This window comes from Citrobacter sp. UYEF32, assembly GCF_040546205.1.
Classification (GTDB): domain Bacteria; phylum Pseudomonadota; class Gammaproteobacteria; order Enterobacterales; family Enterobacteriaceae; genus Phytobacter; species Phytobacter diazotrophicus.
Window position 1 is genome coordinate 1 of record NZ_JBEPNI010000005.1, and the last position, 12,587, is coordinate 12,587.

Here is a 12,587-nt window from a genome sequence, read left to right on the forward strand (position 1 = left end):
GCCAGGGGCGTTTGGCGCGGTGCGGCGACACCAGAACCCATTGATCGGTCAGCGGGTTGTAACGGCGATGCGGGTGATCGACCGGATTAAATTGCATCATGATTTACCTTGTTTAAAAGCCCCTCCGAAGAGGGGTAATCGGCTCTGCGGTTGTTGCCGTGTGTTTATTCATGGTTTGGCAGGGCAATATCTTTGCTGACACGCAGTCCGTCATTGTCAAAAATCATGCAATGCTGGCTGTCAAACGCGAGTGTGATTTTTTGCCATGGGCGGAAGTGCACATCGCCGGGGAGGAGGATTTTAATGTTGTCGTGACCATAGCACTGGCCGAAGAGATAGGTATTGTTGCCAAGTCGCTCCACCACTTCGCACTGGAACTCCAGTTGCGTGCCGCGCGTGACATCCGTAGAGAGATGTTCCGGGCGGATCCCCAGCGTGACTTCCGCGCCAGGTTCAAGAGGCGACGTAGTGATTGCCAGCGTTAATGTGTGCCCCTGAGCGAGCGTTACCGTCAGCTCGCCCGGTTGCCACGCTCGTACTGTCGAAGGCAGGAAATTCATTTTCGGCGAGCCGATAAACCCGGCGACAAAGCGGTTTTTCGGGTTGTAATAGAGCGCCATTGGCGAGCCCATCTGCTCGATATTGCCGTAATTCATCACCACGATTTTATCGGCCAGCGTCATCGCTTCTACCTGATCGTGGGTGACATACACCATGGTGGTTTTCAGCTCCTGGTGCAGGCGTGCGATATGCAGACGCATCTCGACGCGTAGTTCGGCATCGAGGTTAGAGAGCGGTTCATCAAACATAAACACGCGCGGGTTGCGCACAATCGCGCGACCAATCGCCACACGCTGGCGTTGACCGCCGGAGAGCTGTTTCGGTTTTCTGTCCAGCAGATGGCTGAGCTGTAAGGTTGTGGCGACCATCTCCACCTGACGGCGAATTTCCTCCTTCGGGACTTTATTGACCTTCAGGCCGTAACCCATGTTTTCCGCCACGGTCATATGTGGATAGAGCGCGTAAGACTGGAACACCATCGACACGCCGCGATGGGCGGGGGCGATATCGTTCATCACCTCGTCGCCAATCAGGACTTCCCCTTCGCTGACCTCTTCCAGGCCAGCAATCATACGCAGCATGGTCGATTTCCCGCAGCCGGAAGGGCCGACAAACACGGCAAACTCACCGTCTTCAATCGACAGATTCACATTGTTCAGCGTCACCGTGTCGCCAAAGCGCTTGGTGACATTCCTCAGTCGTATATTGGACATCAACGTTCCCCGAAATTAGTAGCCGTTATGTGCAGCGATAAGCGCGTTGTCGGATGTTTTTGTTTTACGTATAACAATCAGGCGACAGGCTTGCTCAACCGCGAAAATTCATGCTCAGACTATAACTTCCAGTGTTTTAGCGCCCTATATCGAATTTCCATTTCTGTTGTGTCTGTCACACAACTGACAGTTAATTCTCGTTTTGTTAGTCACTCAAGCGTAACGTATAACAAATCGAATTGAGCGCATGAATACGTTTTAACCCCAGTGATATCAGGTGATTTTAACGTTGTCTCATCGGATGTCGCACCATGAAAACCACTAAAATGTTATACCTTGACATGAGGGTGATAATGAAAAAGAGAACACTTACCGCACTGATCCTCTCTGCACTGGCTGCCGGCCAGCTTATTAGCCTGTCGGCGCATGCGGCAACAAAGCAGCTTAACGTCTGGGAAGACATTAAAAAGTCCGTTGGTATCCAGGACGCCGTCAAAGACTTTGAGCAAAAGTACGACGTTAAAGTGAATGTTCAGGAGATGCCCTACGCGCAGCAACTGGAAAAATTACGCCTGGATGGCCCGGCAGGCATCGGGCCGGATGTGCTGGTCATCCCCAATGATCAATTGGGTGGCGCGGTTGTGCAAGGGCTGCTGGCCCCCCTGAATCTGGACAAAGAAAAGGTTGACGCCTTTACCCCGGCTTCCATCAACGCCTTCCGTCTGGACAACACCCTGTACGGCGTGCCGAAAGCGGTCGAAACGCTGGTGCTAATTTACAACAAAGACCTGATCGACAAACCGCTGCAAAGCCTGCCGGAGTGGCTCGACTACTCGAAGAAACAGCGTGAGCAGAACAAATACGGTCTGTTGGCCAAGTTTGACCAAATCTATTACAGCTGGGGCGCTATCGGTCCGATGGGCGGTTACCTGTTCGGGAAAAACGACAAGGGCGGCTTCAACCCGAAAGATATCGGCCTGAATAAACCCGGCGCGGTGGAAGCGGTCACCTTCCTGAAAAAATTCTACAGCGAGGGGGTCTTCCCGTCGGGGATCCTCGGTGATAACGGGCTGAACGCCATTGATTCACTGTTTACCGAGAAAAAAGCCGCGGCGGTGATTAACGGCCCGTGGGCTTTCCAGCCGTATGAGGCCGCTGGCGTTAACTACGGCGTGGTGCCTCTGCCAAATCTGCCGGATGGCAAACCCATGAGCTCCTTCCTGGGCGTGAAAGGCTATGTGGTCTCCACCTGGAGCAAAGATAAGCAACTGGCGCAGCAATTTCTCGAATTTATCAACCAGCCGCAGTACGTGAAAACGCGCTATATCGCTACCCGCGAGATCCCGGCGCAGAAAGCGATGATTGACGATCCGATGATCAAAAACGACGAGAAAGCCAGTGCGGTCGCGGTGCAGGCCGCGCGCGCAACGGCCATGCCGGGCATTCCGGAGATGGGCGAAGTCTGGGGGCCGGCAAACGCGGCGCTGGAGCTGAGCCTGACCGGCAAGCAGGAGCCGCAGGCCGCGCTCGATGCCGCCACCAAACAGATCCATATGCAAGTTGAAGCCATGCAGGCCAGTAACCAGTAACCGCTTGTTGTAGCAGAACGGGAGGGCAACCTCCCGTTGTCGAAAAGGAGTCGTACGTGATTATCAGTCCCAGCGAGAATTTTGCCAAAACGCAAGGTGCAGGCCGTCATGCATGGTGCGGGCTGCTGCTGGCCATCGTGCCGGGCTTTGGTCAGTTCTATCACCGTCAGTGGCTAAAAGGCCTTATCTTCCTTGTACTGTTGAGCAGTTTTACCGGCATTTTCTATGATTTTCTGCGCGAAGGACTCTGGGGGTTATACACCCTTGGCGAAGAGGTGCCGCGTGATAACTCCATCTTTTTACTGGCGGAAGGGATCATCAGTCTGTTGATCATCGCCTTTGGCGTGATGGTCTGGTATCTGTCGCTGCGCGATGCATGGATTAACGGTAAAAAGCGCGATGAAGGTAAGCCGCTTAACAGCGTGCGCAAGCAGTATCAAATGCTGCTCAGCGATGGGTTTCCCTATCTGATGATCACCCCCGGCTTTATTCTGCTGGTGTTTGTGGTGATTTTCCCGATTCTGTTCGGCTTCTCCATTGCCTTTACCAATTACAACCTCTACCACACGCCGCCCGCCAAACTGGTGGACTGGGTGGGATTAAAGAATTTCGTCAATATCTTTACCCTCTCGATCTGGCGCTCGACGTTTCTTGATGTGCTGCAGTGGACGGTGGTCTGGACGCTGCTGGCAACCACTCTGCAATGCACCGTTGGCGTACTGCTGGCGATTCTGGTCAATCAGAAAGATCTGCGGTTTAAACCCCTGGTGCGCACCATTTTTATTCTGCCGTGGGCGGTGCCGGGCTTCGTCACCATTCTGGTCTTTGCCGGGATGTTTAACGACTCCTTTGGCGTGATTAACAACGCTATTCTGGCTTTCTTTGGTATTGCGCCGAAAGCGTGGCTTACCGATCCCTTCTGGACGAAAACAGCGCTGATCATGATGCAAACCTGGCTCGGTTTTCCGTTTGTCTTTGCCATGACCACCGGGGTATTGCAGGCCATTCCTGACGATCTGTACGAGGCGGCGAAGATGGACGGTGCCAGCACCTGGACCCGGTTACGCACGATTACGCTGCCGCTGGTGCTCTATTCGATCGCGCCAATCATCATCACCCAGTACACCTTTAACTTTAATAATTTCAACATTATCTACCTGTTTAACAACGGCGGCCCGGCGGTGGCAGGGGCGAACGCCGGGGGCACCGATATCCTGGTGTCGTGGATCTACAAGCTGACGATGTCCTCATCGCAGTATGCGATTGCCGCGACCATCACCATTTTGCTGTCGATTTTTGTCGTCGGCCTGGCGTTGTGGCAGTTCCGTGCCACCAAATCCTTTAAAAACGACGACATGGCATAAGGGAAGAAAAATGGCTAAATCACAAAGTATCCGCCGCGAAAAGTGGATCCGCCTGTCGCTCTCCTGGCTGGTTATCGTGCTGGTATCGCTTGTCATTATCTATCCGCTGGTGTGGACGGTCGGTGCCTCGCTGAACGCCGGTAACAGCCTGCTCAGCACATCGATAATCCCGGAGAACCTCTCGTTCCAGCACTATGCCGATCTGTTTAACGGCCAGGTGAACTACCTGACCTGGTACTGGAATTCAATGAAGATCAGCCTGCTGACCATGATATTGACCTTAATCAGCGTCAGCTTTACCGCGTACGCCTTTTCGCGCTTCCGTTTTAAAGGGCGGCAGAATGGCCTGATGCTGTTTTTGCTGTTGCAGATGATCCCGCAGTTCTCTGCGCTCATCGCCATCTTCGTGCTGTCGCAACTGCTGGGGCTGATTAACAGTCATATGGCGCTGGTGCTGATCTACGTTGCCGGGATGATCCCGATGAATACTTATCTGATGAAGGGGTATCTCGATGCCATTCCGCGCGATCTGGACGAATCGGCCCGCATGGACGGTGCCAGCAACTTCCGCATCTTTATCGAGATAATCATGCCGCTGTCAAAGCCGATTGTGGCGGTCGTGGCGCTGTTCTCCTTCACCGGGCCGCTGGGGGATTTCATTCTCTCCAGCACCATTTTACGCACCCCGGACAAATACACGCTGCCGATTGGTCTGTACAACCTGGTGGCACAAAAAATGGGTGCCAGTTACACCACCTATGCGGCGGGCGCGGTATTGATCGCCGTGCCGGTGGCCATTCTCTACCTTGCCTTACAAAAATACTTCGTCTCCGGCCTGACCTCCGGCAGCACTAAAGGATAACCACATGAAAAGATTTACACCCGCTCTGCTTGCTGTTTGTCTCTGTAGTTTGTCCGCCAGTTCGTTTGCCGCCGACGCGTTAAAGACGCGCCCGTTCAGCGGCATGCCAGCCGACTTTATTAAAGGGGCGGATATCTCAACGCTGCTGGATGCCGAAAAGCACGGGGCGAAGTTTTATAACGACAAGAATCAGCCGCAGGATGCGCTCGCTATCCTGAAAGCCAATGGCGTGAACTATGTGCGCCTGCGTTTATGGGTCGATCCGAAGGACGCTAAAGGCCAGGCATACGGCGGGGGCGATAACGATTTGGCGACCACGCTCGCGCTGGCAAAACGCGCGAAAGCGCAGGGCATGAAGTTGCTGCTCGATTTCCACTACAGTGATTTCTGGACCGATCCGGGCAAACAATTCAAACCAAAAGCCTGGGAAAAAATGGATTATCCGCAGCTAAAAACCGCGATCCATGACTATACCCGCGACACCATTGCCCGCTTTAAACAGGAGGGCGTACTGCCGGATATGGTGCAAATCGGCAATGAAATTAACTCCGGTATCCTCTGGCCGGAAGGCAAAAGCTGGGGGCAGGGCGGCGGTGAGTTTGACCGGCTGGCGGGGCTGCTCAATTCCGCCATTGACGGGCTCAAGGAGAATTTGAAAAACGGCGAACAGGTGAAGATTATGCTGCACCTGGCCGAAGGCACCAAAAACGATACCTTCCGCTGGTGGTTTGATGAAATCACGAAACGCAATGTGTCGTTCGATGTGATTGGCCTGTCGATGTACACCTACTGGAACGGGCCGATCAGCGCGTTGCAGGCCAATATGGACGACATCAGCAAACGCTACAACAAAGATGTGATTGTGGTGGAAGCGGCTTACGCCTATACGCTGGCCAACTGCGATAACGCCGAAAATAGCTTCCAGGAAAAAGAAGAGAAAGCGGGCGGCTACCCCGGCACCGTGCAGGGGCAGTATGACTATATCCACGATTTAATGCAGTCGGTTATCAATGTTCAGGGCCATCGCGGCAAGGGTATTTTTTATTGGGAGCCGACCTGGATTGCGGTCCCCGGAAATACCTGGGCGACGCAGGCGGGAATGAACTATATCAACGACAAATGGAAAGAGGGGAATGCGCGGGAAAACCAGGCATTGTTTGATTGTCAGGGAAAAGTGCTGCCTTCGGTAAAAGTATTTAATTAACGCTGGTGTTGTAAATTTCAGGATCTTTAATATGAATAAATTTGCGCCTTTAAGCCCGAAGGTTGTCTCGCTATTGCATGGCGCGGACTATAACCCGGAGCAATGGGAGAATTACCCCGGTATTATCGATGACGATATAGCCATGATGAAACAAGCAAAATGCAATGTCATGTCGGTCGGGATATTTAGCTGGTCAAAACTGGAACCTCGGGAAGGGGAATTTAATTTCGGCTGGCTGGATTCGGTTATTGAGAAGTTATATGCGGCGGGAATTCATATTTTCCTCGCCACACCGAGCGGTGCCCGGCCTGCCTGGATGTCGCAGAAATACCCGGAAGTGCTGCGTGTCGGGCGCGATCGCGTCCCGGCACTGCACGGCGGGCGGCATAATCACTGCATGACCTCGCCGGTCTACCGGGATAAAACGCTGAAAATCAATACGCTGCTAGCAGAACGCTATGCGCAGCATCCGGCGGTACTCGGCTGGCATATTTCCAACGAATACGGCGGTGAATGTCACTGCGATTTATGCCAGCAAAAGTTCCGTGACTGGCTGAAAGCCCGTTACCAGACGCTGGAGAACCTTAACCACGCCTGGTGGAGCGATTTCTGGAGCCACACCTATTCGGACTGGTCGCAAATTCAGTCGCCGTCGCCGCAGGGCGAAGTGTCGATCCATGGGCTGAATCTGGACTGGCGACGTTTTAACACCGCGCAGGTCACTGATTTCTGCCGCCATGAAATTGCCCCGTTGAAAGCGGCGAATGCGCAGCTTCCGGTGACCACCAACTTTATGGAGTATTTCTACGATTACGACTACTGGCAGCTTGCGCCAGCGATCGATTTCATCTCCTGGGACAGCTACCCCATGTGGCACCGGGACAAAGATGAGACGCAGCTCGCCTGCTACACCGCGATGTACCACGACATGATGCGCTCGCTAAAAGGAGGCAAGCCGTTTGTGTTGATGGAGTCAACGCCGAGCGTCACCAACTGGCAGCCAACCAGCAAAGTGAAAAAGCCGGGGATGCATATCTTGTCCTCGTTGCAGGCGGTGGCCCACGGTGCGGATTCGGTGCAGTACTTCCAGTGGCGTAAAAGCCGCGGTTCGGTAGAGAAGTTCCACGGTGCGATTATCGATCATGTTGGTCATCTTGATACCCGTGTCGGGCGTGAAGTGTGCGCGCTGGGCGACATGCTTGAAAAACTCACCCCGGTGCTGGGATGTCGAACCGATGCGCGTGTGGCGGTCATCTTTGACCAGCAAAACCGCTGGGCGCTGGACGATGCTGAGGGGCCGCGCAATAAAGGCATGGAGTATGAAAAAACAGTAAATGAACACTACCGCCCGTTCTGGGAAAAAGGCATTGCGGTAGATGTCATTAACGCCGATGCGGATCTCAGCCGTTATCAACTGGTGATCGCGCCCATGCTTTACATGGTTCGTGAGGGGTTTGCGCAGCGCGCCGAAGCATTTGTCGCGGCGGGCGGGCATCTGGTTACCTCTTACTGGACCGGCGTGGTGAACGAGAGCGACCTCTGTTATCTCGGTGGTTTCCCAGGCCCGCTGCGCAAATTGATTGGCGTCTGGGCCGAGGAGATCGACTGCCTGGACGACAATGAGCGCAATCTGGTGCAGGGGCTGGCAGGGAACGATGCCGGATTACAGGGGCCGTATCAGGTGCGCCATCTGTGTGAACTGATTCATGCCGAGAGCGCCAAACCGCTGGCTACTTATCGGGATGACTTCTATGCCGGCCGCCCGGCGGTGACGGTCAATCAATTTGGCAAGGGTAAAGCATGGCACGTTGCTTCACGCAACGACCTGGCGTTCCAGCGCGATTTCTTTGCCAGCCTTATTGATGAACTGGCCTTGCCGCGTGCCGTTGAGCAGGATTTCCCGCCGGGGGTTGTGGCAACGGCGCGTACCGACGGGGAAACCACGTTTGTTTTTATTCAGAACTTTAGCGCCCAGCAGCAGACGATCACCCTGCCACAGGGCTATCAGGATTGTCTGTCCGCCGCGTCGGTCAGTGGTTCGCTGGTGCTGACGCCGTGGGATTGCCGTGTTTTTCGCCGTCAGGCGTAATGTCTGACTTATGCGCCTGCCCATTCGGGCAGGCTTTTTTTTATCTGTTGAAAATCAGGAGTCGATGATGGTGAGTCTTAAATCTTTCCTGCACTACTTCTCTGAACCGAAAAATACCGCGGCAGTGCCCATCAGCGAAGCTGAGCTGCAATTGATCCAGCGGCTGGCAAAGGCATTTGGCGGTGCGGAGAACATTGAGACCGTGGATGCCTGTCTGACCCGTTTACGGGTGACGGTGAAAGATCTGTCCGTTGTGGATCCGCAAGCGCTGCAACATGAAGGGGCGCTGGGGGTGATTATTCTCGGTCAGCAGGTGCATGCGATATTTGGCAAACAGTCAGATGCGCTGCGCAAATTACTGGATGAACATTTCTTTTCCCGCGCATAAATAAAAAGGGATACCCGTGAGGGTATCCCGAAATACAAAAAAGAAAAGCAAAGGCAATATAAATACTGTCAGGTAATAACCCGGCAGTTCTCGGAGATAAATAACGAGGGTAATGCATTAATAAACAAAATCATCTCGCGTTATATCGCGACGGCAGCACTGGACATAACCAGGGGCTTATTTATATAAGCAACCGGTATTAACAGATGTAGCCAATTAAGCGATAACGGGAAAGAGAATGTTTATTTACCACCAGGCTTCAACCTGTACGCCAAAGTTCCAGGTGTTATTTTTGGTGCCATCTTCAAATGATTTGCCATTTTCTGAATCATTTAAATAGGAAGCAAAGACACGTAGCTCAGGGCGTGACATAAATTCCGGTCCATCTGCCAGACCCACCGCGAAGGTGTATTTTTCGCCGCTCTGTTTGTAGTGGGTACCGTTTTTGTAGTCATCTTTCTGGTAGAAGCCGCCAACTTCACCGATCAGGCGCACGTAGTTGGTCATCTGATACTGTGCGCGGCCCACCAGTGAAACCAGACGGGTTTTGTCGGTGTATTCCGTAATATCGTTAGCAGAGCCGTAGGTCAGCACGTGGTTCAGCGAGAACTTACTGGTAATCGGAATGAGCCCGGTGTTGATCACACGGTAACCGCTGGCATCGTTCACATAATGCCACATGTCGTACCAGCCGCCGCCCTGCGATACCATGTTCTGCGCCAGCCCTTTGTTGGCATATTGCAGCACCAGTTTGTTGTAGCCGCCAAACATATCCTGACTGATTTCGCCGGTCACCATTACACCGTCATCCGCTTCGTATAAGCCGCCGTACTCTTTCTGCTTTTTCGTCGGATTTGGCATCGCGTAGTCAATGCCGAACTCGGTCCAGGCGCCTGACCACGGCTTCCAGCCCGCATAGCGAACGTCGATATAGTTGATATTGACGTCATTGTCATTATCGACGCGGTAATCAACGTCATTGGCGTCACCCCGGATCCAGGCTACCGAGACCGCGCCCGGCCCGACGCTGTAGTTTTCAATCCCCGCGCCGGAACCGGAGATATTCCAGTACTTGGTATCGATGATGTGCAGGTCGTGACGCTGGTAGTAACGCTTACCGCCCCAGATGACCGCATTAGGATCGTTGGGGATAAGCCCTTTAATTTGCAGGTTCAACTGGCGCAAGCCGAATTGCGCGTCGTCACCAATGGTGGTTTCGTTGTCGTTAGAACCGTCGGAAACCATGCTGACCATACTGTCGAGGTAAAAACTTACATCATCTTTTTTATAGACTTCTGAACCCAGTTCCAGCTCACCGTAGGTATCGGTTTCGTTACCCAGACGACCCAGTTTGTTCTTTTGCCACTCAACCTGTCCGCCATCGCCGGACACGCCTACACCGCCGCGCAGGTAACCGTGAAAGTCGATAGGGACAGATGTCGCAGCCAGCAAAGAAGTTGAAGTCAGCGCAGTGGCTAACGCAAGAGAGAGAGTGCGTAGCGTAGTGTTCATATCATTCCTCTTATTGTTTTGTATTACGTTCACATAAGCAGTGTCATAAAATGCCTAAATGTAAAAACAGGCAAACTAACGATTGTGAATATGTGATTAACTGCAAATAAATCAGCGTTTTTTGTTACCGTTAGCGAATCTGTTCACAATGTTGGAGGTTGTGAGCGTCATACTTATTTTGTTAAAATGAGGCAAGGGGATGTGTGGTGAGCGTTTTTTCAGGTCGCCCCTGTTACACTTGGCGTATAACAACATAAGGAACCGGACCATGAAGTCTAAAAGTGCAACGCTGGAAGACGTAGCCCGTCATGCGGGTGTCTCCTACCAGACCGTGTCCAGGGTACTCAACAAATCTGCCAATGTATCCGAAACCACGCGTTTAAAAGTGGAGAAATCCATAGAGTTATTGCGTTATGTACCGAACCGGCTGGCGCAGCAGTTAGTGGGTAAGCAAAGCCAGACCGTCGGTCTGGTGACCACCTCGCTGGCACTCCATGCCCCTTCGCAAGTGGCGGCGGCGGTGAAACGCTACGCCAACCTCGATGGCTACCAGGTGTTGATTTCAATGATCGATGAGAACGTCAATCAAGACATTCAATCCGCCATCAACGAACTGAAATCTCAACTGGTAGACAAAGTGATCATCAACGTGCCGTTGGAAACCGAAGAGGCCCAGCGCATCGCGGCTGACAACGATGACATCGTTTGCCTGTTCCTCGATGTCGATCCCTACAGTTCCGTGTTTAACGTTTCGTTTAACCCGGCTGACGGCACCCGTGCCAGCGTCAAACACCTTTATGAACTGGGCCATCGGGAGATTGCGCTACTGGCCGGGCCGGAAACCTCCGTGTCGGCCAGGCTGCGGCTCAAAAGCTGGATCGACACGCTTAACAGTTATGGCCTGAAACCGGTGACTGTTTTTCATGGCACCTGGGATGCGCAAAGCGGTTACGCGGGCGCGTTACAGATGTTACGTGAAACACCGAATTTCACCGCCGTGCTGGTGGGGAACGACCAGATGGCGCTCGGCGTGCTGAGCGCCTTCCATCAACATCAGGTCGCCATTCCGGGGGAGAAATCAGTCGTGGGGTATGACGGAACCTATGAAAGTTCGTTCTTCCATCCGGCGTTGACCACCGTTTCGCTGGATCTCGATTTGCAGGGCAAGGAAGCGGTGCGTCGCCTGCTTGATAGCGGCCACGGTGATTCAGCGCGCAGTTCATCTGTGTTGCCAGCAAAGCTTATTGTCCGTCATTCAACCGGGGCAGTGCAGGAGCAGGGGATTAACCTGCAGGATATCGCCCAGCAATTGCAGGAAATTGCGCATAAGTTGTGGAAGTAACGTTCAGGCGTCTACTGACGCTGAGGCGCTCCATAGCAAAAGCCCGCCGCGTTTTGCTCAATCCATATGAACAGTGCTCATACGCTATGGATTCGCAAAACGCTCTGTTTATAAAAAACAGGACTGTCAGGATGAGCCTTACGTGGATTGGGGGCTCATCCACGCGTGCTCATGCCTGATCAGTCATAGGGGCGGGAAATGATAACAGACAGCTATCCGCTATCAGTCAGGCGTGTCAGTTGGCGGATGCGGTTGGTCTGATGGTGATTTCTGTTGTATCGACGCTCTCAGGGGCTTCAATGACCTGCCGCACGGCACGGGCAATATCCGCAGGTTTTAATGCCACAGAACGGTAGACATCCATCGCCGCCCTGGTTTGCGGATGCGTAATGGTTGAGGCAAGGTCACTTTCCACAACACCTGGATTGACACAGGTCACGCGAATAGTGGGGCTTTCCTGACGTAATCCATCCGAAATCGCGCGGACCGCGAATTTCGAGGCACAATAGACGGCGGCGGTTGGTACAACAGCAAGGGCGCCGATCGAGCCAATATTGATAATCTGGCCGGAACCCTGCGCTTCCATCACGGGAAGCACAGCGCCAATGCCCCAGAGCACACCCTTGATATTGACGTCTATCATACGCTCCCATTCATCCTGTTTACCTGCGGCAAGCGGAGAGAGCGGCATGATACCCGCATTGTTGATCAGCACATCGACGCGACCCCATTTATCCAGCGCGTCCTGCACAAAGCTTGCCATCGACAGGCGACTGGTGACATCCAGCTCTCGTGCTTGAGCAACCCCGCCCGCGCCGCGTATTTCTGCGGCAATGGCTTCGATACGCTCCAGCCTGCGAGCTCCTAATAACACCTTCGCGCCTGCGTTTCCAAGCTCTCTGGCAATCCCTTCGCCAATCCCGCTTGATGCGCCGGTAATTAATATCACTTTCTGCATAGCAT

11 protein-coding genes are annotated in these 12,587 nt (G+C 53.3%); 7 read left to right on the top strand and 4 right to left on the bottom strand.

Features of this window, described 5'->3' with window-relative positions:
- Both ABIB59_RS14520 and ABIB59_RS14525 read right to left on the bottom strand, forming a co-directional pair.
- The coding region (locus tag ABIB59_RS14520; RefSeq protein ID WP_146158952.1) for a hypothetical protein at positions 1-100 on the bottom strand (100 nt) is incomplete at its 3' end.
- Positions 101-164: 64 nt separating this feature from the next.
- Positions 165-1,274: an ABC transporter ATP-binding protein gene (locus ABIB59_RS14525; RefSeq protein ID WP_354035925.1), complete on the bottom strand. Its 1,110-nt coding sequence runs from the start codon at positions 1,272-1,274 to the stop codon at positions 165-167.
- Positions 1,275-1,627: 353 nt separating this feature from the next.
- Here ABIB59_RS14525 and ABIB59_RS14530 point away from each other — a divergent pair, with 353 nt between their 5' ends.
- From ABIB59_RS14530 to ABIB59_RS14555, 6 genes are all read left to right on the top strand, one after another.
- Positions 1,628-2,863: an extracellular solute-binding protein gene (locus tag ABIB59_RS14530; protein WP_039078787.1), complete on the top strand. Its 1,236-nt coding sequence runs from the start codon at positions 1,628-1,630 to the stop codon at positions 2,861-2,863.
- A 56-nt stretch (positions 2,864-2,919) separates the two neighbouring features.
- Positions 2,920-4,227, top strand: a complete 1,308-nt coding sequence (locus ABIB59_RS14535) for a carbohydrate ABC transporter permease (protein ID WP_039078788.1) — start codon at positions 2,920-2,922, stop codon at positions 4,225-4,227.
- 10 nt (positions 4,228-4,237) lie between these two features.
- Positions 4,238-5,089, top strand: coding sequence for a sugar ABC transporter permease (locus ABIB59_RS14540; RefSeq protein ID WP_039078789.1), 852 nt, complete (start codon positions 4,238-4,240; stop codon positions 5,087-5,089).
- Between the two features lie 4 nt (positions 5,090-5,093).
- Positions 5,094-6,293 (top strand): glycoside hydrolase family 53 protein, encoded by a 1,200-nt coding sequence (locus ABIB59_RS14545; protein ID WP_354035928.1) that lies wholly within the window; start codon positions 5,094-5,096, stop codon positions 6,291-6,293.
- 31 nt (positions 6,294-6,324) lie between these two features.
- Complete coding sequence (locus ABIB59_RS14550; protein ID WP_354035930.1) at positions 6,325-8,382, top strand: beta-galactosidase; 2,058 nt, start codon at positions 6,325-6,327, stop codon at positions 8,380-8,382.
- 67 nt (positions 8,383-8,449) lie between these two features.
- Entirely contained in the window at positions 8,450-8,770 is a 321-nt protein-coding gene (locus tag ABIB59_RS14555) for a PTS sugar transporter subunit IIB (protein WP_317078501.1), read from the top strand.
- 246 nt (positions 8,771-9,016) lie between these two features.
- Here ABIB59_RS14555 and ABIB59_RS14560 read toward each other — a convergent pair whose 3' ends face one another.
- Positions 9,017-10,282: a maltoporin gene (locus tag ABIB59_RS14560; protein ID WP_039078793.1), complete on the bottom strand. Its 1,266-nt coding sequence runs from the start codon at positions 10,280-10,282 to the stop codon at positions 9,017-9,019.
- A 268-nt stretch (positions 10,283-10,550) separates the two neighbouring features.
- Between ABIB59_RS14560 and ABIB59_RS14565 the strand changes: the two genes are divergently transcribed.
- The gene (locus tag ABIB59_RS14565; RefSeq protein ID WP_039078794.1) at positions 10,551-11,624 is read left to right on the top strand and encodes a LacI family DNA-binding transcriptional regulator; all 1,074 of its coding nucleotides are present in this window, start codon (positions 10,551-10,553) and stop codon (positions 11,622-11,624) included.
- A 235-nt stretch (positions 11,625-11,859) separates the two neighbouring features.
- Here the strand turns inward: ABIB59_RS14565 and ABIB59_RS14570 are convergent, their stop codons facing one another.
- On the bottom strand, positions 11,860-12,582 hold the full coding sequence (locus tag ABIB59_RS14570) for an SDR family oxidoreductase (RefSeq protein WP_039078795.1): 723 nt from the start codon (positions 12,580-12,582) through the stop codon (positions 11,860-11,862).
- Positions 12,583-12,587 lie beyond the last annotated feature (5 nt).

Bases quoted from the DNA above. Each gene is read 5' to 3' on its own strand.
- ABIB59_RS14525 (WP_354035925.1), bottom strand. From the start codon at position 1,274: ATGTCCAATATACGACTGAGGAATGTCACCAAGCGCTTTGGCGACACG.
- ABIB59_RS14530 (WP_039078787.1), top strand. From the start codon at position 1,628: ATGAAAAAGAGAACACTTACCGCACTGATCCTCTCTGCACTGGCTGCC.
- ABIB59_RS14540 (WP_039078789.1), top strand. From the start codon at position 4,238: ATGGCTAAATCACAAAGTATCCGCCGCGAAAAGTGGATCCGCCTGTCG.
- ABIB59_RS14545 (WP_354035928.1), top strand. From the start codon at position 5,094: ATGAAAAGATTTACACCCGCTCTGCTTGCTGTTTGTCTCTGTAGTTTG.
- ABIB59_RS14550 (WP_354035930.1), top strand. From the start codon at position 6,325: ATGAATAAATTTGCGCCTTTAAGCCCGAAGGTTGTCTCGCTATTGCAT.
- ABIB59_RS14555 (WP_317078501.1), top strand. From the start codon at position 8,450: ATGGTGAGTCTTAAATCTTTCCTGCACTACTTCTCTGAACCGAAAAAT.
- ABIB59_RS14560 (WP_039078793.1), bottom strand. From the start codon at position 10,282: ATGAACACTACGCTACGCACTCTCTCTCTTGCGTTAGCCACTGCGCTG.
- ABIB59_RS14565 (WP_039078794.1), top strand. From the start codon at position 10,551: ATGAAGTCTAAAAGTGCAACGCTGGAAGACGTAGCCCGTCATGCGGGT.
- ABIB59_RS14570 (WP_039078795.1), bottom strand. From the start codon at position 12,582: ATGCAGAAAGTGATATTAATTACCGGCGCATCAAGCGGGATTGGCGAA.